Below are 20,672 nucleotides of genomic sequence, written 5' to 3' on the forward strand. Positions count from 1 at the left end.
CACCTCGGATCTTTTTATTTTTGTGTTGTTTGGCATTCAATTGCCATTAGCGCTGTTCGCAATTCCTGTAGGAGCGAGCTTGCTCGCGAAGAACCCAAGAGCGCCGCGTTCATTCAGCATGTGCGCGATATCGTTGACGTCCTTCGCGAGCAAGCTCGCTCCTACAGTGGGTGATGTACATAGTTAATTGGTACGCGCCCCCTGGTTGATCCAGGAACCAATCAAATCCCGCTCCTGCTGGGTCATCTGGGTGATGTTGCCCAACGGCATGATCTGGCTGGCCACGGCCTGTGCTTGAATGCGCGCGGCCTGCTGCTGGATCTGTGCCGGTGTGTCGAACATCACCCCTGCCGGCGCCGTGCTGAACAACGGGCTAGTGGGCTTGGCCGAATGGCACACAGTGCAGCGCTGCTCAATCACGTGGTGCACCTGGCCGAAGTCGGTGGTGGCCTGGGCCGGTGCCGGCTCAGCGGCAGGCGCGGCAGGCGCTGCGGGCTTCAAACCCCCGCCCAATGCCGTTTCCGGCAGTGGCTGGTACTCGATCGCTGCAGGTGCCTTTGCCACTTCCGGAGCCGGCTTGGGCCCGGTCACGTACGCCAGGCTGATCATCGCCAACGCGCCCACCGGTAAGGTCCACGCATACTTCTGGCTGTTGTGCCGGGTGTTGAAGTAGTGCCGCACCAACACCGCCGCTACCGCGATCCCGGCCAGGATCAGCCAGTTGTATTGGCTGCCATAGGTGCTCGGGAAGTGGTTGCTGATCATGATGAACAGCACCGGCAAGGTGAAGTAGTTGTTGTGCCGCGAACGCAGCAGGCCCTTGGCCGGCAGCGCTGGATCCGGCGTGCGGTTCTCGGCGATGGCCGCCACCAGTGCGCGTTGCGCCGGCATGATGATGCGGAACACGTTACCGACCATGATTGTGCCGATCACCGCGCCCACGTGCAGGTAGGCACCGCGGCCGCTGAACACCTTGCTGAAGCCGTAGGCCGCCGCAATCAACAGCACGAACAGGATCAAGCCGAGCAGGGCAGGGCGCTTGCCCAGGGCCGAGTCGCAGAGGAAGGAGTAGATGAACCAGCCGGCGAACAACGATCCGATGCCCAGCAACACGCCTTCGGTGCCGCTGAGGCTGCTGCCGGGGGCGAGCAGGTACAGCGTCGGGTTCCAGTAGAACACCACGCACAGCAGCGCGACGCCCGACATCCAGGTGAAGTAGGCTTCCCATTTGAACCAGTGCAGGTTGTCCGGCATGGTTGGCGGGGCCAGTTTGTATTTTTCCAGGTGGTAGATACCGCCACCGTGGATCGCCCACAAGTCACCGGCCAGGCCGCTCTTGGGGTTGACGCGATTGAGGTTGTTTTCCAGCCAGACAAAGTAGAACGAAGCGCCGATCCAGGCGACGCCAGTGATCATGTGAACCCAGCGCACGCTCAGGTTCAGCCATTCCATCAAATGTGCTTCCACAGTCTTTACCTCTCGCCTGTCACCCTTGTTGTCGGGTGATCCGGCCTTCTCTTATTGGTGGGGGGCGAGGATCAACCGCTCATCCTCTTTGAAAAAATGCTCATCGCAGTTATTGCCTGTGCCACTGCGATCAACCACCAGGAAGTCATCCCGCTTTTCGATCGTCAGCACCGGGTGGTGCCAGACGCCGCGATGGTAATTGATGCCCTGCCTGCCGTTGGTGACGAAGGCGCGGACCAAGCCTGATACAGGTGCATCGCCAAGTGGCGCGACCACGATCAGAAAGGGGTTGCCGAGCAGCGGAATAAAAGCCTGGCTGCCCAGCGGGTGTCTTTCCAGCATGCACACGGTCAGCGGCATGTCCTGCGCGTCGGCGCGGAAGATGCTGATGATGGCGTGGTCTTCGGGCTGTGCTGTTTCGACCGTTGCCAATTTGTGAAAGCGCATGGTCGACCCGTTGTTGATCATGAAGTGATCGCTGCCGTCGGTTTCGATAACGTCTCCGAAAGGGGCGAAGGCTTCTTTGGTCAGGGGTTCGATCATCAGTGTGCGCATGGCTGTCTTCTTAATCTTGAATTGTTATTGGATCAGTGTAGGAGCGAGCTTGCTCGCGAAAAACTCAACAACACCGCGTGTATCCAGGATGGGCGCGTTATCGTTGACGATCTTCGCGAGCAAGCTCGCTCCTACAGTCTCAGCATTACTTCGATACTTTGCCCAAGACGCGCAGGCGACTCACACCGCCATCCGGGAACACATTCAGGCGGATATGGGTAATCGGCCCCAGTGCCGTGATCTGCTCGGCGAAGGTGTGCTCGGCGTGCATCTCCAGTTTCTGCGCCGGCAACAGTTCGCGCCAGAACAGCGATTGGGTTTCGATCTGGCTGTCGGTGCCACCTTTCACGAACGCGCCCTGGATCGAGCAGGTGTCCGGGTAGTTGCCCTTGAAGTGCAGGGTGTCGACGATGATCTTCTCTATCTCGCCCGGGTGGCCGAGGGCGACGATCACCCAGTCATTGCCAGGTGTACGACGACGCGCGGTTTCCCAGCCGTCGCCCATGTTGATGCCACGGCCCGGGTTGAGGATGTTGCTCATGCGTCCGAAGTGTTCGTCGGAGCAGGCCAGGGCACGCCCGCCATTGAGCGCGGCAGCCAGGTCGACCTGTTCGTTGTCGCCCACCGAAGACCAGTCGCGGAACGGCACGCCGTACACACGCAGACGGGCTACGCCGCCATCCGGGTAAATGTTGAAGCGCAGGTGGCTGAACGCCTGGTCGTTATTGATTTCGTGGTAGTGGTGGCTGTTGCCTTGCAACTCGACCGCCGACAGCACTTCCACCCACTGGGTATTGGCGTCCGGCTCGCCCGAGGCCAGGAAGCAGGCTTCCAGGGAGGCCGACGGCGGGAAGTTGCCGGTGAAGAATGAAGTGTCGATGTCCACACCTTTGATCGAACCCGGCACGCCCAGGCGGATCACCGCGCTGTCGTAGCCTTCGAAGCGCTTGCGGCGTGACTCCCAGCCGTCCATCCACTTGCCGTTGTCATCGAAAACGCCCTCCTTCCACACGGCCGGGGTCGGCTGGAACAGTCGGTTGGCGTCGGCGAACCAGTCATCGGTCACCGAGATGATCTTGGTGCCCAGGCGGGCGTCGGCCAGGTTGACGAACTTCTCGAAAGGTACGGCGTAAGCTTTCATTCTTCTTGTCTGCCTTAGATAGAGTGGCTGGGGATGGTCGTTTAGAGGGTCAGTAAACGGAACAACGCGATCTTGTTGATCTCGTCCAGCGCGCACTTGAACTCGGTGTCTACCGAGTTGTGTATGCGCGTTTCGAACGCGGCGAGGATCTGATGCCGGTTGCTGCCTTTTACCGCCATGATGAAGGGAAACTTGAACTTGGCCTTGTAGGCGTCGTTCAGCTCGGTGAAGCGAGAAAACTCTTCGGCCGTGCATTGGTGAATCCCCGCGCCAGCTTGCTCATCGGTGCTGGCTTGGGTCAGTTGGCCCTGGACGGCGGCTTTACCGGCCAGGTCCGGGTGAGCGTTGATCAATGCCAATTGGCGGGTGTGATCAGCACTCAACAGGATATCGCTCATGCGCTGGTGCAGGGTTTCGATCTGGTCGATCGAAGCATCCTGGCCCAGCTCGAAGGCCTTTTCGGCCACCCATGGCGAGTGTTCGTAAATATCGGCAAAGGCCTGGACGAAAGCGTCGCGGCTCAAGGTCGAAGGTTTCAAGGTCTGGAATGCAGTCATTTCGCCGCTCCCGTGTAGGGGTGGGTTTGCTGCCAATGGCGGGCAATGTCGACACGCCGGGTGAACCACACCTGTTCGTGACTCTTGGCGTATTCAATAAAACGCTTCAAGGAGGCCAGGCGGGCAGGGCGGCCGATCAGGCGGCAATGCAAGCCGATGGACAGCATCTTCGGTGCCTCGGCGCCTTCGGCATACAGCACGTCAAACGCGTCTTTGAGGTACTCGAAAAAATCATCGCCCTTGTTGAAACCCTGCACCTGGGTAAAGCGCATATCGTTGGTGTCCAGGGTGTAGGGGATCACCAGGTGCGGCTTGCCGGTGGGGTTATTGGGTTCCCAGTAAGGCAGGTCGTCGTCGTAGGTGTCGCAGTCATAGAGGAAGCCGCCTTCCTCCATTACCAGCCGTCGGGTGTTGGGGCCGGTGCGCCCGGTGTACCAACCCAGTGGGCGCTCGCCGGTCAGCTCGGTGAGGATGCGGATCGCTTCGAGCATATGCTCGCGTTCCTGGGCCTCGTCCATGTACTGGTAGTCGATCCAACGGTAGCCATGGCTGCAGATTTCGTGACCGGCATCGACCATCGCACGGATCACATCCGGGTGGCGTTGGGCGGCCATGGCCACGGCGAAGATGGTCAGCGGAATATCGAATTGCTTGAACAGCTTGAGGATGCGCCACACACCGGCACGGCTGCCGTATTCGTACAGCGACTCCATGCTCATGTTGCGCTCGCCTTGCAGCGGCTGGGCCGAGACCATTTCCGAGAGGAAGGCTTCGGACTCTTTGTCGCCATGCAGGATATTGCGCTCGCCGCCTTCTTCGTAGTTGAGTACGAACGATAGCGCGATGCGTGCCTTGCCCGGCCAATGGGGGTGAGGAGGGTTACTGCCGTAACCGATCAGGTCGCGTGGGTAGTCAGCGCTCACTGCAGTCTTCCTTCTTGTTCGTCGAGGTGGCGATGAGTGATTGTATACAACTTATTCCCCACTTTGTAAGTGTGCATTTCTGCATTTTTTCTGAACGGTCGGTTTACAAGGGTTGCAAGAAACCTGCCTGACCGGTCAATTTAAGCAAAATAATTGCGCTGTCTGCGTAGGTGCATAGAACTGTAGGAGCGAGCTTGCTCGCGAAGAACTTCAAGTCACCGCGTTTCTCCTGAAGACCCGCGGTATCGTTGGCGATTTTCGCGAGCAAGCTCGCTCCTACAGGGGGCAGGTCAAGAGACGCGATGAGTAGGTTGAATTTATTGTGTACAATTTTTGTTGAAAGTGTCTTAATCGACCATCGCCGACTTTTTCACTGCCCTGAAAAAGTGCGGGTTTCTCTTCTACTGACTTCAGGAGGCGCGTAAACGCTATGGGACGTTTGACCACACACGTTTTGGACGCTGCGCACGGCTGCCCCGGCAGCGCGATCAAGGTCGAGCTGTACCGTGTCGAAGGTACACAGCTGCAACTGGTTGCCAGCGCCCGGACCAACAGCGACGGCCGTTGCGACGCGCCGCTGCTGCAAGGTGACGACTACCGCAGCGGTGTCTACCAGTTGCAATTCAGTGCCGGCGACTATTACCGAGCCCGTGGTGTGCAATTGCCGGAGCCTGCGTTTCTCGATGTGGTGGTGTTGCGCTTCGGCATCAGCGCCGAACAGGATCATTACCATGTGCCCCTGCTGATTTCGCCTTACAGCTACTCCACCTACCGCGGTAGCTGAGTCGTCACCGCGCTTTACCCCCAATGCTCTTCGTTGGTTTCGCCCGCGCACACTGCGGGCTTTTTTTTGCCCGCGGCCCGTGCGCCGCGCCCAACTATGTAACGCACCCTGGGTGGCCGGGGTGCCTAGGCTCGGCTTTTTCTGTACGGGAAAGCCCGCCATGAGCACTGACACCACCTCCACCTGGGCCGATAAGCTCGACTTCGATGACCCGCACACTACATCGGCAGACCGCGACGAGGCGATGCGCACGCTGCTGACCCGTCGGCTCAACGCAGTCACGCAACCCAGCCTGGAAATCAATCGGCTCCACGAAGCACAGGCCAGCGCCAGCGAAGCGGCCAAGACCCTCAGTGGTTTGCTCGGGCGCGCGCCCAGGGTGCTGGGCATCGTGCGCAGCGCGCTGCAGGAGGCGTTTGGCCTGGACCCGGACACCGTGCTGTTCACCGAACCGCGGCCACCGGCCCCGGCCCAGAAGATCGACAGCCTGACCGAGCGCGCACTGGCTTTGCTGATCCAGCCCTATGTGCCGGTCAATATCAACCACTTCACCACGCTGAGCATCAAGGACGATCCGGCCCGTACCTTGCCCTATACGGCCTCGGATGCGCTTGTGCGAGTCAAGGGGTTGACCTTGCTCGGGCGCATCGAACAGGCGACCCGTGAGTACTGGCAACAGCTGGCCCATGGTTCGTGGTTGACCCGTCGCGGGCGCTGGGCGCAATTGCGTACGTCGTTGTTCGCCGCCAATGCGTTGCTGGCCCATCGCTTGTATCAACTGTCTGACAGCGGCTTTGACATGCTGCGCAAATTGCTCGAAATACCCGACGGCGACCAGCGTCAGCGGGCCGGCGGCGAATGGGCGAATGTCCATGTGTGCAGGGTCATGTGGCCCGGCACCAACCAGCGCAGCGTGCCGGTTCCAGGGGCCTTGCATATCTATCGCGAGGGCGGTGAGGGGGATTCGCCCCACGTGGTGTATCTGCCCGGCCTGTTTCGCCAGTTCTACGAGTTCGGTTCCTGGCACCAATTGGTGTGCGACCTACCGATACTGGTCAATGGCCCGCTGAGTCGTGTGTTGTGGCAGTGCCTGCCGTTGCGGCGTTGGCATGAACTGTGTGAGGCGCCCAGCGTTACCCCCACGCCGTTCATCCCTCAGCGCGGGAGCCTGTTGCGTGACGACGCGCTGTTCGCCAGCGCCAGCGAGGTGCTGGACGGGCAATGGGATAACGAACTGGCGTGCGCCTTGTCGATCAATCACGCCGCAGTGGGCCTTCAGGGCGCGAACGCGTCTGCGGCGCCCGATGTGTGGCGCTTGCTCAAATTTATAGAGAAAGGGCGCCGGCGCCTGGTCACCTTCCCGCGCTTGGGACATACCCTGCAGATCTTGCTGGAGTGGGATCGGCAGCGCCGCAGCGGCGAGATTGTGGCAGGGCATCTGGCGCCGGAGCTTGCGTGGAAAACCCGCGAGGCGCAGCTCAAACGTTATGAAAAAGCCCTGATGGGCCTGCTCGACGCGACGGACGTGGGCAAGGGCAGCGTGGCCTACCAGGATTTCCTCAGTCTTGAGCGCCAATGGCAGGCCCAGGTAGCGGCAGCGCGCAAATGGGCCCGGGGGCCGTCGGATCGCGTGTTCAAAAAAGATTATTGGCAGGAGCAACCCGAGGGCTCGCGCAATCGTGGCTCCTTGCTGGGTGCGGCACAGCTGAGTGCGTTGCTGTATGAGGCACAGATGCAGCAGCGCCTGAACCTGATCAGCGATGCCCACCTTGTGCACCTGGAAGCGGCGTTGAGTGAAGCTTGGCAGCCTGGGCAAAAGGCTACGGATACCTGCGTGCTGCAAGTCGCGGTGGGCGGCGATGCCGCTACCTTGTACCCGCTGCTCGGCGCGGTGCTGGTGACCGGCAACGCGGCCCAAGCCAACCCCGGCGCCTCGTACCCGGTGCTGCTATATGTGGCCGGCCGCTACGGAGGGCTGGTAGCGTTTGATTCCCTGAATGCTTTTGCCGAGGCGCTTGAAGCCAGCCTGAAAAGCCGCGATGGCTCTATGCTGTGGCGCTGTATCGGGCGGCACCAGCGGGAACAGGCACGCACGGCGATCAGCGCGTTGCCCACGGGGGCATCCCTGGTGGTGAGCTATGAAATGATCAAGCGCGCCGTGATCAAGGACCTGTTTATCAAGCATATGCAACATCACGTCGCGATGAACAAGCTGATTGATCAGGGAAAGCGGTTGTTCAGCGAGGTGAGTGACCGGCAGCTGAGCCGCCTGTTATTGGCCCAGGAATTGTTCGACGGCCTGCTGGTCCCGGCCAATGATGCACGAACCCTGGCCGTGGCCAATCTCAACCTGTTGCAGTTGGCAGCCAGCCAGGCGAGCAAGCTGCCCGCCTGGCTGGCCACGGCAACCCGCGCCCAACGCCAGCACTACAGGGGCCTGTGTCGCCGCTACTTGGCCAATGCCTGGGCGGTTGAACAAAAACTGTGGCTGGAGTTGCCTGACCTGGAATCCTTTGCTCGCCAGGCACTGATCGCCCGTTTGAGCAAAGACGGGTTTTACCCGCAATTGGATATCGATAAACCGCTGCTCGATATGCCTGATGATGTGAGTTCCCAAATGTGTAGCTGGTCAAGCCAATGCGCGGTAGGAGATCGCAATGCGAAAATCACTGTCAGTCAGCAGCGCACCACCTTCAGCCTGCTGCAACTGGCGCTGCATAACCTTGACCCCAAGGCCCCCTGGACCCGCTGGCGCTTGAACCGGGCACGCTGGCTGGACTCGGCATGGAAAGACCGGCTGAGTGTGTCTTACCTGGTCAAGACCCTTGCGTCCCTGGACGTGGGCGGAGAATACGACAAGCTGATCCGGCGTGCGTTCTACCCGTCGGCATCGACCCAGGTGCCTGCCCCGGGCCTGTCCCAGGCCTTGGTTTATCGGGCCTTGCAGCAAAGGGCCCAGATGCAGGTGTACAGCGCGATCCGGCAAGGCTTGAGCGATCAGGCGCAACGTGTGTTCAGCCGCGTCATGGCGGCGCAGGTGGCGAGCGATCTGAAAGGTGATGGGTTGGATGTGCAATTGGGCTTGGTGCGTCTGGTGGGCCATACCCTGGAACATGATCGCCATATCGCCGGGATACTGGTCATGCACGACAGCCTTTCCGGGCTGTGTGTCGTGTATTGGCCCGCCGCGCTGGAAAGCCCACCCATCGCCGAGTACGCCAGCGTGGCCCTGGCCGAGCAAGCCTTGAACAAGGTCGGCGCCTTGTCCCTGAACCTGAAGGCGTTGGCGGGCCAGGTGGCGCCCGACTGGGAGGTCCAGGCCGTCAACAGCTATCCCGACGAAGATCCGCAGATGGAACCCCGCCAATTATTTATACGCCGGGTTTATGTACCGGTGGTTGCGCGTTTTGTCAGGCAGCTCTTCCGTTTTTTCACGGTGCGACACAAGGTTCCAGCGGTAGACCAAAGCAGTGTCGAGGTACAAATCAGCGAGCAGATTGCGCTGGCGCCCGATGCTTGGCTGGCGATGGTGACCACGTCCCAGGGCAACGCCAGGGCGCTGCTGGCCCACGCGCGGATGTTCGAGCTGCAACGCCGTGCCCAGGCCCAGTCCAATTCTTCCCAGGTATTAGAGGCATATCGCGAGCAACGCCTGGGCGAACAGCACGCCGCGAGCATTCGGGGGCTGTTGTCATTCGTGCCGGTGTTGGGCGTGGGTATCAGCTTGTATGAAATGCTGCTCGCGGCACGGCGCTATCATTTCAGCGGCGATGCCCATGACGCCGTGGATGTAGCGTTCCTTACCCTGATGGCGTTCCTCGATGTGTTGTTGTCCTTTCTCCCTGCTCCCAAGGGTATGCGTGTTGCGCGGCCCTCCTTGTCGCATTTGCATCGCCACCATGGGTTCGCCAGTGGCGCATTCGCCGGCCTGAGAGTGTCACCTGGCAAACCGCTCAGTCTGCTGGGGCATTTCAAATCCTTGAGTGGGTTGGAGGGCGCCGTTGAGTTGAAGTGGCCGGAAGGCAAGGGGCGGTATGTGAAGAATGGCCAACAGATGGTTACCGAGGGGCAAGAGGCCTACTCGGTGTATCAACGTAAGAATGAATCGGCGCTGCGCCTGAAGAAAACCCAGGGCGATGGGCAAGATGAATTGCTCTTGAACATCGACCAGCCCAGGGAGTGGTTGCTGGGGGCCGATGCACCACAACCGGGGCCCAGTTCGGGCGTGCTCAACCCGTGGCGCGGGCAAGCGCAGACGGTGCAGGACTGGCAACCGCCGATTGTGCGTACTGCTACACAAACCAGAATTGTGCAATCAAGCTCAACGGCTACCCATTGGCAAAATTGGCGCATCCCACCCGGGGAAGTGGGGCAAATATCGCGGTCTCCGTCTGCCGGGGTGTTTTACATTGATCCGGATGCTCGAGGTTTTCCCCACAATGTCATCCGGGTGGCACCTGCCAATACCCATCTGATGTATCCGTTGAGCAGCTATTACAGGATGCTTCCCGAGGGCAACCAGGCTCCCCTGCAGGGCATTCAGTTTATCCACAGGAATGAGCCGCTGGTTTCGTTGGCCCGTGCTGACATTGAGCGTTGGACGGTTACGCAAACGCTTGAGCAGCCTGTTCCGGTAACCCATGTTCAAGCCAGTGAATGGCGGTTCCATGCCCCCCTGTTCGACAAACCTTTGACGGACTCTGTGGGCACTGCGTTCCCCACCATGACAACCCACAGCCGGGAGTTCACCGTCGCAAGGTTGATTGAGTTATCAGGCCCGGAGCGCCCTGCAACGGCCACTCATCTGCTCAACCTGCGGGCGGCGCTCGACGAATGGATACCCCAACCCCCTGCGCGGCCTGGCCAGACGGATGACTTGCTGCGGATGTTGCGTCCCCATGACCTGGGCGATGCGTACATACACATCGGTTTCGATGGTAAAGCGCCTGGTTTTACGCGGGTAGACTTCACTCCGGCCGTCCCTTTAGAGGCCAGGCTCCAGAGAGACAAGCACCTGGTTGCAGCTAGACAGGCTACGCAACGAGTGGCAATTCAGAGGGTACTCAATGATCAGGGTTTCACTGTGCGGGAGCTCCCGGTAGCACGCGACAGGGCGGGTGTGATACCGGATTTGATCGCAACTCATCCCAATTCTCCAAACCGACTGTACTACGTGGCATATCAGTGGCTTGAGAAGGGGAGCATCAGGATGTTGGGCAAGTTCAAGGAGCGTTGGCTGCGCAAAAGTGCGTCAGCAGACGCCGAGGTTAAACTTGCGCTGGAGCAAGGGCGCCTGGTTTCGATCATGGCCGGCATTCAATGGCCAGTCTTTGGACGAGTGCCTGCCAGTGTTTACTTCATCAAATTGGCTACTGTCCCTTAAGCAGCGACACCACCCCGGCACCGCCGAACAGTGCGGCGCTCACCCGGTTGAACCAGCTTTGGCCCTTGCCGCTGCGCAGATACCGCGCGGTGCCATGGGCGCCCAGGCCGTAAGCCAGCTTGCACAGCAGGTCGAGCACAGCCCAGGTGGCAATCATGACCAGCAGCTGTGGAAAGAACGCTTGCTGACTGTTGAGAAATTGCGGCAGGAAGGCGGCGAAAAACAGGATGTCCTTGGGGTTGCTGGCACCCAACACAAAAGCCCGGCCAAACAGAGCGCGAAAGCGTGGCACTGCCGGTGCCTGCGAGGACTGGGCCACGTGGGCCGGTTGCCGCGCTTGCTGCCAGCTCTGCCAGGCAAGATAGAACAGGTACAGTGCGCCGACGATTTTCAAGGCGCTGAACCACTGCTCCGATGCCAGCAACAGCGCGCCCAGGCCCAGGGCCGAGGCGCTCAGCAGGCAGATCGAGGCAATCACGCCGCCGAGAAACGCCGGGTATGAACGGCGCAGGCCGTAGTTGAGGCTGTTGCTGATCATCAGCAGCGACAGCGGGCCGGGGATCAGGATCACAATCAATGCAGCGCCGCTGAACAGCAGCCAGGTTTCCAGGGTCATTTACAGTCCTCCATTGGTGCAAAAGCCTCACCCGGAGGTGAGGCGATTCTTTCAGCTATTCCCGACCTACAGGAAGATGAACTTGGCGATAAAGATCGCGCACAGCACCCACAGGCTGACGGAAATCTCGCGGTACTTGCCGGTGCCGGCCTTGAGCGCCACATAAGTGATAAAGCCCAGGGCGATCCCATCGGCGACCGAAAACGTCAGCGGCATCATGATCGCGGTGACGATCGCCGGGATGCTGTCGGTGGCTTCATCCCAATTGATATGGGCCATGCTCGCCATCATCAGCATCGCGACGTAGATCAGCGCGCCAGCGGTGGCATATGCCGGAATCATGCCAGCCAGCGGTGCGAAGAACATCGCCGCCACAAACAGCACGCCCACGGTCACCGCAGTCAAGCCGGTACGACCTCCTGCGGCAACACCCGCCGCACTTTCCACATAGCTGGTCACCGGCGGCACGCCGACCATGGCGCCAAACACGCTGGACGCACTGTCGGCCTTCAACGCCCGCGACAGGTTATCGATCTTGCCATCGGCATTCACCAGCCCGGCGCGTTGCGCGACGCCCATCAGTGTACCGGCGGTATCAAACATGTGTACAAAAAGAAATGCAAATACCACGCTGATCATACTGACATTGAATACACCTTTGATGTCCATCGCCATCCAGGTGGGTGCCAGGCTCGGTGGCGTGGAAAGAATGCCGTTGTAGTGCACCAAGCCCAGGCCCCAACCGGCCAGGGTCACGGCGATGATGCTGATCAGGATCGCGCCGAATACCCGGTGGTAACTGAGAATGGCGATCAGCAGGAAACACACCGCCGCCAGCAGCGGTGCAGGTTCGTGCAGGGAGCCGAGCTTGATCAAGGTCGCAGGGCTGTCGACGATGATGCCTGCGGTCTTCAGACCGATCACCCCGAGGAACAAACCGACGCCTGCGCCCATGGCATGGCGCAGGCTCACCGGAATGCTATTAAGCAGCCATTCGCGCACCCGCGACAGTGTCAGGCCCATGAACAGCACGCCGGAAATGAACACCGCACCCAGCGCGGTTTCCCAGGTGTAGCCCATGGTGCCGACCACGGTGTAGGTGAAAAACGCGTTCAGGCCCATGCCCGGCGCCAGGCCCACCGGCCAGTTGGCGTACAAGCCCATCAGCAGGCAACCCAGGGCGGCGGCGATACAGGTGGCGACGAACGCCGCGCCATGGTCGATACCTGCATCGGCCATGATATTGGGGTTGACGAAGATGATGTAGGCCATGGTGATGAACGTGGTCAGGCCGGCAATCAGCTCGGTCTTCACTGTGGTGCCATGCAAACGCAGTTTGAACAGGCGTTCCAGCCAGCCACCTTGCGGCGCGGCGAGGTCAAGCGTAGGGGCTTCGGTTTTGCGGCTATCCACAGCGAGTACTCCTCAAGGGTTTTATTGTTATGTCCAGCGCAGGGCACCTTAAGTGGGCAACGGCGCTTTGAGGTACTGGCGGGTTTGTTGACCAGTAGGTCAGGAACTCGCACGAAGCGAATTATGCTTTTGTATACAAATAAAGCAAATAATGTTTTCGATTGTCTGGGCAAAAGGGGATGAAAGGCGGATTTCCAGGCGTGTGGGCTATTTATTCTGGCCGTTACCTTGAAACAATCCCTCGACACCCGCACCTTATCGGCGCAAGCATTCGGTCAGAGCGCACAAGCAGCATAAGGGGAGCCCCATGTACAAGGTTTATGGCGATTACAAGTCGGGCAACTGCTACAAAATCAAACTGATGCTCAATCTGCTGGGCATCCCGTATCAATGGATCGATGTCGACATCCTCAACGGCGACACCGAGACCGCTGAATTCCTGGCCAAGAACCCCAACGGCAAAATCCCGGTATTGGAGCTGGAAGATGGCACCTGCCTGTGGGAGTCCAATGCGATTCTTAACTTTCTCGCCGATGGCAGTGAGTTCTTGCCCACGGAACCACGCCTGCGTACCCAAGTATTGCAGTGGCAGTTTTTCGAGCAGTACAGCCATGAGCCGTATATCGCGGTGGCGCGGTTTATCCAGTTCTACCTGAACATGCCGGAAGATCGCCTTGAGGAATACAAGACCACCCACAAGGGCGGTTACAAAGCCTTGAGGGTCATGGAGCGCCAGCTGCAAGCCACGCCGTACTTGGTGGGTGAGCAGTATTCGATTGCCGATATTGCGCTGTATGCCTACACCCATGTGGCCCATGAAGGGGGCTTCGACCTGGCGCCTTACCCGGCGGTACAGGCGTGGTTGCAGCGCGTGGCCAGGCATCCGAAACATGTGACGATGGTGGATTAAACACGGGCGCAAAGGTAGGAGGGCTTGCTCCTACTAGCGGCCTTACAGCGTACAGCTATCTGACTGATGCACCGCGATCCAAGTGTGGGAGGGGGCTTGCTCCCGATAGCGGTGGGTCAGTTAATAATTTATGACTGTTATTCCCCCATCGGGACATGGGTATCTACACAACTTCTGGTACGCCGCCGGCCCATGTGGGAGGGGGCCCCCGATGGCGGCCTCACAGCCGACCAGGATGTTCGGTTGGATCGAGTACATATCCATTATTTAAGTGACGGCCGCTATTGGTTCCGCCCTTACGGCGGGTCACTTTTGAAAAGCGCAAAAGTAACCAAAACGCTCTTGCCCCACCACTCGGCACCTCGCTTAGGCTCGGTGTGCCCGTAATTCGACAGGGATTTGGGGGGCCGCCGCCACGCGCCATCCATGGCGCGGGGCGGCTAAACCGGCATCCCTGCCGGTTTGCCCCCCAAATCCCTGTCGAATTGCGGCCAGCGTGGTTTAACGGGGCGCCTAAGATCAAAAGCAGATCAAGATCAAGATCAAGAGCGGCTCGCTTCGCATCGTGGTTACTGACGGTCGCATGTCAGAGTTGTGTAGATACCCATGCCCATCGGGAGCAAGCCCCCTCCCACAGTTAGATAGCGATAAGCTGCCAGGCAGCAAGCCCCCACATTCAGCGCAGCGGCGTATCAGATAATTCTTCATTGAGCAGTTCAAAGCAGCGTTGTGCTGCCGGACTCAACGTCATCCCACTGCGACTGATCAAGCCAATCTCTCGATTTACCCCGGGATGCTCGATGTCGATCCGCTTCAATCCTTCCAGGCTGTCTGCCGCTGACTCCGGCAGCACGCTGATGCCCAATCCCTGGCGCACCAACGCCAATACCGTCGACATGTAGTTGGCCTCCATGCCCGCGTTCAGCGTCAGCCGGGTCTCGTCAAACAGGCCGTCCACCTGTTCGCGCACACTGCTGTCGCGTCCGGTAAGGATGATCGGTTGGTCTGCCAGTTGTTCCAGGGTCAGTGATCGAAAGCGAGTCAGCGCATGATTCTGCGGCACAAAAGCACACAAACGATCATTCAGCACCGGCACGAATTCCAGGCCGTGACTCAAGCGCGCACGTACCCCGACGCCGAAATCCACCTCGCCGTTGCGGACCTGGGCATGAATTCGATGGGCCACCAGATCATGCAGGCGCACCTCAATACCGGCGAAGCGTTCGCGGAACAGGCGCAAGGCCGGGGGCAGGGCGCCGGCGCATACCGAAGGCAGGGCGGCGATGGTCACCACGCCCCTGCGCAGGGCGGCCAGGTCGCGGGAGCCGGTGACGATGTTGTCCAGGTCCAGCAGCAGTTTTTCCATCGGCCCGCGGGCCTCCTGGCCGGCAGCGGTAATACTCACGTGGCGTGGGCTGCGGTCGAGCAGGGCGACGCCGAGCCAGTCTTCCAGTTGTTGCACCTGCACGGTCAGGGCCGACGGCGATAGATGCAGCTCGTTGGCGGCCTTGGTGAAACTGCCGGTGCGGGCAACGGCAAGGAAAGCCTGGATGTGCTGGATCGAGTTTTTCATTCTGTTTTTCCGAACGTGCTAGGCCGAATATTCCAATTTACAAAGACTAACCCGCTTCCAATACTCCAGGGAAAACAATAACCGGCCAACCAGGCCGCCCTGGAGTAACCCATGCTCGCAACCCTGGGTGTCATCACCATTCTCTGCCTGCTCGCTGCCGTCATGAGCAAACGCCTCTCACCGCTTGTGGCCCTGATCGCCTTGCCGATCATCGCCGCGCTGCTCGGTGGTTTCGGCCTGCAGACCAGTGCCTTCATCATTACCGGGATCAAGAACGTCGCCCCCGTGGTCGGCATGTTTGTGTTCGCAATCCTGTTTTTCGGGATCATGACCGACGCCGGCATGCTTGACCCCATCATTGATCGGATCCTGCGCACGGTAGGGACGCGTCCTACGCGCATTGTCGTTGGTACTGCCACCCTGGCTCTGCTGGTGCACCTGGACGGTTCCGGCGCAGTCACCTTTCTGGTGACCGTGCCGGCGATGCTGCCGTTGTATACGCGGCTGGGCATCGACAAGCGCATCCTCGCCTGCGTCTGCGCAATGGCGGCGGGGGTCAACTTTCTGCCCTGGACCGGGCCGGTACTACGCTCGTCGGCAGCCCTGCATGTGCCTGTCGCTGACTTGTTCCAGCCGTTGATCCCGGTGCAGATCGTCGGGCTGATTTTTGTCTTCGCCTGTGCCTGGTGGCTGGGCCATCGTGAAGAAAAACGCCTCGGCCTGGGCGCTGGTTCGACGGTGGATGCGGTGCCGCAACGGGTGCTCAGTGATGAAGATATCAAGCTGCGCCGCCCTCGATTGTTCTGGCTCAACCTGATTTTGACCGTGCTGGTGATGGTGGTGATGATCGCCGGTTGGGTCGATCCGGTGGTGATGTTCATGCTCGGCACCGTGATCGCGCTGTGTATCAATTACCCCAACGTCGACGCCCAGCGTGCACGCATCGACGCCCATGCGAAAACCGCGCTGACGATGGCCAGTATCCTGCTCGCCGCCGGGGTGTTCACCGGCATCATGCAAGGCACCGGTATGCTCAAGGCCATCGCCGAAGTGGCGGTGGCGCAGATTCCGGCGGGTCACGGCAAGTTGATCCCGGCAGTGGTGGGCTTTTTATCCATGCCCCTGAGCATGTTGTTCGATCCCGATTCCTATTATTTCGGTGTGATGCCGGTGATCGCCGAAGTTGGCAAGGCCTTGGGCGTCGACCCACTGCAAGTGGCCCAGGCCTCGTTGCTGGGCGTGCACACCACGGGTTTCCCGGTCAGCCCGCTGACCCCCGCGACCTTCCTGTTGGTGGGCCTGTGCAAGATCGAACTGGCCGATCACCAGCGCTTCACCATTCCTTTCCTGTTTGCCGCCTCGGTGTTGATGACCCTGACGGCATTGCTCCTGGGAGTGATTTGAGATGAATACATTGCGTATCGGTTCCGGCGCTGGCTATTCCGGCGACCGCATAGAACCGGCTGTGGAACTGGCCGAACAGGGCGACCTGGATTACCTGGTGTTCGAATGCCTGGCCGAACGCACCATTGCCCTGGCGCAGCAGGTGCGTATCAGCGACCCGCAGGGCGGTTACGACCCGTTGCTGGGTGAGCGCATGCGCCGGGTCTTGCCCTTTGTCGGACGGCTTGCAGGGCGTCGCCGCCTGCGTGTGATCACCAATATGGGCGCGGCCAACCCGCTGGCGGCTGCCATTGAAGTACGGCGTATTGCCGCCGAACTCGGCCTTGGCCTCAAGGTGGTGGCCGTGGTGGGCGATGATGTACTGCATGCCTTGCCTGGCGAGCAGTTGCTGGATAACGGCCAGACCGTCGGTTCCCTCGGCGAGCGGCTGATTTCCGCGAATGCCTACCTGGGTGTGGACGGTATTCTTGAGGCGCTGCGTGTCGGCGCTGATGTGGTGATCACCGGGCGTGTGGCCGACCCTTCGTTGTTCCTGGCGCCACAGATGTTTGAGTTCGGTTGGGCCTTTGATGACTGGCAACGCCTGGGCCGCGGCACCTTGGTCGGGCATTTGCTCGAATGCGCAGGCCAGGTCAGTGGCGGTTATTTTGCCGACCCGGGTTTCAAGGATGTGGATGACCTGGCGCGCCTGGGTTTTCCGCTGGCTGAAGTAGATGCGGATGGCCACGCCTTGATCACCAAAGTCGCAGGCTCCGGGGGGCGGGTCAGCCGGGCCACATGCGCCGAGCAATTGATCTACGAAGTGCATGACCCTGCCGCCTATCTGACCCCGGATGTGACCGCCGATTTTTCCCAGGTGGGGTTTGTCGAGGAGAACGTCGACCGGGTGCGTGTCCAGGGCGCTGATGGCCGTGCCCGGCCTGAACAGTTGAAGGTCAGCGTCGGTTATCTGGATGGCTGGATCGGTGAGGGGCAGATGTCCTACGGCGGTCCGGGTGCTGTCGCACGGGCCAAACTGGCGCGGGATGTTGTTCTCAAACGTCTGGAGTTGATGGGCGTGAAGATGCAGGAGGTGCGCGCCGAGTTGGTCGGCATGGACGCGCTGCACGGCCAGCGCAGCAGTGTTGAGCCCTGGGAAGTACGTCTGCGCGTGGCGGCTCGTTGTGAGGACCGCAGTGAAGCCGTGCGCGTCGGCAATGAAGTGGAAACCCTCTATACCAACGGCCCTAGCGGTGGTGGAGGCGCGAGCAAGAACGTGCGCCAAGTGGTGGCGGTGGCGTCGTTGTTGTTGCCCCGTGAAGCGGTGAAACCGAGGATTGAAGAATGAAACTGCATACGCTGGCCCATTCCCGTACCGGGGATAAGGGCGACACGTCGAACATCTCGATCATTGCCTATCGCGCACAAGACTACCCGTTGCTGTGCGAACAGCTTACGGTGGAGCGCGTCACAGCGTTTTTCAAGGATTTGCTGGACCCGTTAGCGGCCCCCGTTCGGCGTTATGAATTGCCGAATGTGCAGGCGCTGAACTTCGTGTTGCCGGGGATCTTGCGTGGGGGCGTGACCCGCTCACTGGCCCTGGACGCCCACGGCAAGTGCCTGGGCTCGGCACTGCTGGATCTGGACCTGACAACACCGACCTGATTTCTGTAGGAGCGAGCTTGCTCGCGAAAAACGTCAACGATAACGCGTGCTTCCTGAGTAAACGCGGTGCCTATGAGTTTTTCGCGAGCAAGCTCGCTCCTACATTGACTGCAGCGTGCTTCAGACTGCAGCGAAGCGCTTGTCCAGGTAATCGATGATCACCTTGGAGTCGTACATCCAGGTGGTCTGGCCATTCTCTTCGATGCGCAGGCACGGCACCTTGATTTTGCCACCTTGCTCCAGCAGAGTCTGGCGGTCCTGCTCGTTGTTCTTCGCGTCTTTGAGAGCGACCGGCACGTTTAGGCGATGCAGGGTACGGCGGGTCTTGACGCAAAACGGGCAGGCGTGGAACTGATACAGCGTCAGGCTCTTGGCCGCTTCGTTCACGAGTGCCTGTTGTTCGGCGGGGCGCTGTTTTTTGCGTGGGCGGGTCAGGAAATCGCCTGCGATGATGATTTGGCCGAGGCCCACTCGAAGTGCTTTGACGAACATGGCTGTTACCTCTTGCCCATAACTGAGGGGGCGCAGCTTACCTGATTTCTGCAGGCGAAAAAAAACCGGCGATGAACGCCGGTTTTTTCAAGCGAGGCCTGTTACTTGATCAGGCTGAGAAACTCGCTGCGGGTGGCGGCGTTGTCGCGGAACTCACCGAGCATCACCGAGGTGATCATCGACGAATTCTGTTTCTCTACACCGCGCATCATCATGCACATGTGCTTGGCCTCGATCACCACGGCCACGCCCAGGGCGCCAGTGACTTCCAATACGGCATCGGCGATCTGGCGGCTGAGGTTTTCCTGGATCTGCAGGCGGCGAGCATACATGTCGACGATCCGTGCGACCTTCGACAGGCCCAGCACTTTGCCGCTTGGGATATAGGCAACGTGAGCCTTGCCGATAAACGGCAGCAGATGGTGTTCGCACAACGAGTACAGCTCGATGTCCTTGACCAGCACCATTTCGCTGTTGTCGGAGCTGAACAAGGCACCGTTGGTGACTTCTTCGAGGGTCTGTGCATAACCGCGGCAGAGATACTGCATCGCCTTGGCGGCACGCTTTGGCGTGTCGAGCAGGCCCTCGCGGGAGACATCCTCGCCGAGTTGGCCGAGAATCTCTGTGTAATTCTGTTCCAGGGACATGAAACTACCTGTGGGATTTTCGCAAAGCGCAAGGTTACGGTGGCGGACACATCGCTGCAAGCCTGACGATAGCACTTGTTACTCGTCGCGCCCCTCCAGCATGGTGCGCTTGAGCATCACATACACCGCGCCGGCACCGCCATGGCGGGGCTGGCAGGAGGCAAAGCCGAGTACTTGGGCATGCTGGCGCAGCCAGGTGTTGACGTGACTCTTGATCATCGGCCGTTTGCCGTCCAGCCGCACCGCCTTGCCGTGGGTGACGCGCACGCAGCGGATTTCGAACCGGGTGGCTTCGGCGAGGAAGGCCCACAAAGTTTCCCGGGCTTTTTCCACGTTCATGCCGTGCAGGTCGAGGCTGCCTTCGAACGGGATCTGGCCGGCCTTGAGCTTGCGTATCTGGCTTTCCTGCACGCCGTCGCGAGCCCACATCAGCTCATCTTCGGGGCCGACGTCGATGACGAACTGGTCTGACAGGCCATCCACCGTGGTGGCATCGGTGCGCACGGTCGCGGCCTGGCGCAGCTTGGCGATCTGCGCCCGGTCAGTCTTGGGTTTGCCGGTGTCGGCGCGGTCGTGCTTGATCGGCTTGACGCCGCGCAGCTCGTTCTTGAACAGGGAAAAATCGTCGTCTTGCATGTCAGCCTCCGCGAAGGGCGGGCAGTTTACCTAAATCGCGGCGGCCAGGGCGCAGGAAACGCTATCCAAGCGCCATCATTCGTGCTTTTTCATCAGGTGCGAGGCGATATTCAACGACAATGGCTGGCGCATCCGCCGACGGCTGCGGCGCCACAGCCATACACCCAGCCATATTACGAGCAGGCCAATCACTAACAGGATCGCCGAGCCGCCCGGGCTGGCATTCAGTTCGCCCAGTGCCGGTGAATGCCCAAACAGGCCGGCGCCACCAGCGCCCGCCAACAGCACGCCTACTATGGCCAGCAACGCGGCAATGCCGGCTACCAGGCGCAGACGCCAGTTGCTGGGGCCCTTGGGGCGCAAGCGACGAGCATCAAAACCATCGGATATCTTCATTCCGACCTTTCCTCCAGGGTATCGGCCCTTCGACCGGAAGATACACAGGTTGTTCCAGTGCTCGAGGTAAAAGCGCCAAATGAGAGGGCTTTGCGGATGAGCGGCGCAGTCAATACGCCGCTCATTGGGGA

General features: G+C 60.1%; 18 protein-coding genes. 6 read left to right on the forward strand and 12 right to left on the reverse strand.

Features of this window, described 5'->3' with window-relative positions; all coding sequences use genetic code 11:
• Positions 1 to 183: 183 nt before the first annotated feature.
• The 5 genes from ASD70_RS27270 to puuE all read right to left on the reverse strand — a co-directional run bounded on the left by ASD70_RS27270 (position 184) and on the right by puuE (position 4,643).
• Positions 184 to 1,467: a urate hydroxylase PuuD gene (locus tag ASD70_RS27270; protein WP_056847947.1), complete on the reverse strand. Its 1,284-nt coding sequence runs from the start codon at positions 1,465 to 1,467 to the stop codon at positions 184 to 186.
• 51 nt (positions 1,468 to 1,518) lie between these two features.
• Complete coding sequence (locus tag ASD70_RS27275) at positions 1,519 to 2,022, reverse strand: ureidoglycolate lyase (protein ID WP_005789953.1); 504 nt, start codon at positions 2,020 to 2,022, stop codon at positions 1,519 to 1,521.
• A gap of 145 nt (positions 2,023 to 2,167) precedes the next feature.
• Positions 2,168 to 3,163, reverse strand: a complete 996-nt coding sequence (gene alc / locus ASD70_RS27280; protein WP_056847948.1) for an allantoicase — start codon at positions 3,161 to 3,163, stop codon at positions 2,168 to 2,170.
• 41 nt (positions 3,164 to 3,204) lie between these two features.
• On the reverse strand, positions 3,205 to 3,720 hold the full coding sequence (uraD, locus tag ASD70_RS27285; protein WP_046071842.1) for a 2-oxo-4-hydroxy-4-carboxy-5-ureidoimidazoline decarboxylase: 516 nt from the start codon (positions 3,718 to 3,720) through the stop codon (positions 3,205 to 3,207).
• Positions 3,717 to 4,643: an allantoinase PuuE gene (puuE, locus tag ASD70_RS27290; RefSeq protein ID WP_046071843.1), complete on the reverse strand. Its 927-nt coding sequence runs from the start codon at positions 4,641 to 4,643 to the stop codon at positions 3,717 to 3,719. The genes uraD and puuE overlap by 4 nt, the downstream gene beginning before the upstream one ends.
• A gap of 430 nt (positions 4,644 to 5,073) precedes the next feature.
• Here puuE and uraH point away from each other — a divergent pair, with 430 nt between their 5' ends.
• Together uraH and ASD70_RS27300 are read left to right on the forward strand one after the other, a co-directional pair.
• The gene (gene uraH, locus ASD70_RS27295; protein WP_046071844.1) at positions 5,074 to 5,427 is read left to right on the forward strand and encodes a hydroxyisourate hydrolase; all 354 of its coding nucleotides are present in this window, start codon (positions 5,074 to 5,076) and stop codon (positions 5,425 to 5,427) included.
• Positions 5,428 to 5,587: 160 nt separating this feature from the next.
• Entirely contained in the window at positions 5,588 to 10,810 is a 5,223-nt protein-coding gene (locus ASD70_RS27300; RefSeq protein WP_056847949.1) for a dermonecrotic toxin domain-containing protein, read from the forward strand.
• On the opposite strand, the gene ASD70_RS27305 is transcribed toward ASD70_RS27300, so the two are convergent.
• Together ASD70_RS27305 and ASD70_RS27310 are read right to left on the reverse strand one after the other, a co-directional pair.
• Positions 10,797 to 11,426, reverse strand: coding sequence for a LysE family translocator (locus tag ASD70_RS27305; RefSeq protein WP_056847950.1), 630 nt, complete (start codon positions 11,424 to 11,426; stop codon positions 10,797 to 10,799). The two genes, ASD70_RS27300 and ASD70_RS27305, sit on opposite strands and share 14 nt — an antisense overlap.
• A 66-nt stretch (positions 11,427 to 11,492) precedes the next feature.
• A complete protein-coding gene (locus tag ASD70_RS27310) occupies positions 11,493 to 12,839 on the reverse strand; it encodes an NCS2 family permease (RefSeq protein WP_046071847.1) in 1,347 nt (448 codons plus the stop codon).
• Positions 12,840 to 13,146: 307 nt separating this feature from the next.
• Here ASD70_RS27310 and ASD70_RS27315 point away from each other — a divergent pair, with 307 nt between their 5' ends.
• The gene (locus ASD70_RS27315) at positions 13,147 to 13,749 is read left to right on the forward strand and encodes a glutathione S-transferase family protein (protein ID WP_046071848.1); all 603 of its coding nucleotides are present in this window, start codon (positions 13,147 to 13,149) and stop codon (positions 13,747 to 13,749) included.
• Between the two features lie 676 nt (positions 13,750 to 14,425).
• On the opposite strand, the gene ASD70_RS27320 is transcribed toward ASD70_RS27315, so the two are convergent.
• The gene (locus tag ASD70_RS27320) at positions 14,426 to 15,322 is read right to left on the reverse strand and encodes a LysR family transcriptional regulator (RefSeq protein ID WP_056847951.1); all 897 of its coding nucleotides are present in this window, start codon (positions 15,320 to 15,322) and stop codon (positions 14,426 to 14,428) included.
• 111 nt (positions 15,323 to 15,433) lie between these two features.
• On the opposite strand from ASD70_RS27320, the gene ASD70_RS27325 reads away from it, so the two are divergent.
• From ASD70_RS27325 to ASD70_RS27335, 3 genes are read left to right on the forward strand one after another with little or no spacing between them, the layout of a single operon-like run.
• Positions 15,434 to 16,726 (forward strand): CitMHS family transporter, encoded by a 1,293-nt coding sequence (locus ASD70_RS27325; RefSeq protein WP_046071850.1) that lies wholly within the window; start codon positions 15,434 to 15,436, stop codon positions 16,724 to 16,726.
• 1 nt (position 16,727) lies between these two features.
• A complete protein-coding gene (locus ASD70_RS27330) occupies positions 16,728 to 18,053 on the forward strand; it encodes an acyclic terpene utilization AtuA family protein (protein ID WP_056847952.1) in 1,326 nt (441 codons plus the stop codon).
• Complete coding sequence (locus ASD70_RS27335; RefSeq protein ID WP_046071852.1) at positions 18,050 to 18,370, forward strand: AtuA-related protein; 321 nt, start codon at positions 18,050 to 18,052, stop codon at positions 18,368 to 18,370. The genes ASD70_RS27330 and ASD70_RS27335 overlap by 4 nt, the downstream gene beginning before the upstream one ends.
• A 120-nt stretch (positions 18,371 to 18,490) precedes the next feature.
• Here ASD70_RS27335 and ASD70_RS27340 read toward each other — a convergent pair whose 3' ends face one another.
• From ASD70_RS27340 to ASD70_RS27355, 4 genes are all read right to left on the reverse strand, one after another.
• A complete protein-coding gene (locus tag ASD70_RS27340) occupies positions 18,491 to 18,862 on the reverse strand; it encodes a glutathione S-transferase N-terminal domain-containing protein (protein WP_046071853.1) in 372 nt (123 codons plus the stop codon).
• 101 nt (positions 18,863 to 18,963) lie between these two features.
• Positions 18,964 to 19,509 carry a GTP cyclohydrolase I FolE gene (folE, locus tag ASD70_RS27345; protein ID WP_043051833.1) on the reverse strand — a complete coding sequence of 182 codons (546 nt, stop codon included), beginning with the start codon at positions 19,507 to 19,509 and terminating at the stop codon, positions 18,964 to 18,966.
• 78 nt (positions 19,510 to 19,587) lie between these two features.
• The gene (locus ASD70_RS27350; protein WP_046071854.1) at positions 19,588 to 20,145 is read right to left on the reverse strand and encodes a Smr/MutS family protein; all 558 of its coding nucleotides are present in this window, start codon (positions 20,143 to 20,145) and stop codon (positions 19,588 to 19,590) included.
• A gap of 75 nt (positions 20,146 to 20,220) precedes the next feature.
• Positions 20,221 to 20,541, reverse strand: a complete 321-nt coding sequence (locus ASD70_RS27355; RefSeq protein ID WP_056847953.1) for a hypothetical protein — start codon at positions 20,539 to 20,541, stop codon at positions 20,221 to 20,223.
• Positions 20,542 to 20,672: the final 131 nt, after the last annotated feature.

This window comes from Pseudomonas sp. Root569 (assembly GCF_001427465.1).
GTDB lineage: Bacteria > Pseudomonadota > Gammaproteobacteria > Pseudomonadales > Pseudomonadaceae > Aquipseudomonas > Aquipseudomonas synxantha.

What these genes read in the sequence shown, in the direction of transcription:
- ASD70_RS27275 (WP_005789953.1), bottom strand. Translation starts at nt 2,022, where the DNA reads ATGCGCACACTGATGATCGAACCCCTGACCAAAGAAGCCTTCGCCCCT.
- alc (WP_056847948.1), bottom strand. Translation starts at nt 3,163, where the DNA reads ATGAAAGCTTACGCCGTACCTTTCGAGAAGTTCGTCAACCTGGCCGAC.
- uraD (WP_046071842.1), bottom strand. Translation starts at nt 3,720, where the DNA reads ATGACTGCATTCCAGACCTTGAAACCTTCGACCTTGAGCCGCGACGCT.
- uraH (WP_046071844.1), top strand. Translation starts at nt 5,074, where the DNA reads ATGGGACGTTTGACCACACACGTTTTGGACGCTGCGCACGGCTGCCCC.
- ASD70_RS27300 (WP_056847949.1), top strand. Translation starts at nt 5,588, where the DNA reads ATGAGCACTGACACCACCTCCACCTGGGCCGATAAGCTCGACTTCGAT.
- ASD70_RS27305 (WP_056847950.1), bottom strand. Translation starts at nt 11,426, where the DNA reads ATGACCCTGGAAACCTGGCTGCTGTTCAGCGGCGCTGCATTGATTGTG.
- ASD70_RS27315 (WP_046071848.1), top strand. Translation starts at nt 13,147, where the DNA reads ATGTACAAGGTTTATGGCGATTACAAGTCGGGCAACTGCTACAAAATC.
- ASD70_RS27320 (WP_056847951.1), bottom strand. Translation starts at nt 15,322, where the DNA reads ATGAAAAACTCGATCCAGCACATCCAGGCTTTCCTTGCCGTTGCCCGC.
- ASD70_RS27325 (WP_046071850.1), top strand. Translation starts at nt 15,434, where the DNA reads ATGCTCGCAACCCTGGGTGTCATCACCATTCTCTGCCTGCTCGCTGCC.
- ASD70_RS27330 (WP_056847952.1), top strand. Translation starts at nt 16,728, where the DNA reads ATGAATACATTGCGTATCGGTTCCGGCGCTGGCTATTCCGGCGACCGC.
- ASD70_RS27335 (WP_046071852.1), top strand. Translation starts at nt 18,050, where the DNA reads ATGAAACTGCATACGCTGGCCCATTCCCGTACCGGGGATAAGGGCGAC.
- ASD70_RS27340 (WP_046071853.1), bottom strand. Translation starts at nt 18,862, where the DNA reads ATGTTCGTCAAAGCACTTCGAGTGGGCCTCGGCCAAATCATCATCGCA.
- folE (WP_043051833.1), bottom strand. Translation starts at nt 19,509, where the DNA reads ATGTCCCTGGAACAGAATTACACAGAGATTCTCGGCCAACTCGGCGAG.
- ASD70_RS27350 (WP_046071854.1), bottom strand. Translation starts at nt 20,145, where the DNA reads ATGCAAGACGACGATTTTTCCCTGTTCAAGAACGAGCTGCGCGGCGTC.
- ASD70_RS27355 (WP_056847953.1), bottom strand. Translation starts at nt 20,541, where the DNA reads ATGAAGATATCCGATGGTTTTGATGCTCGTCGCTTGCGCCCCAAGGGC.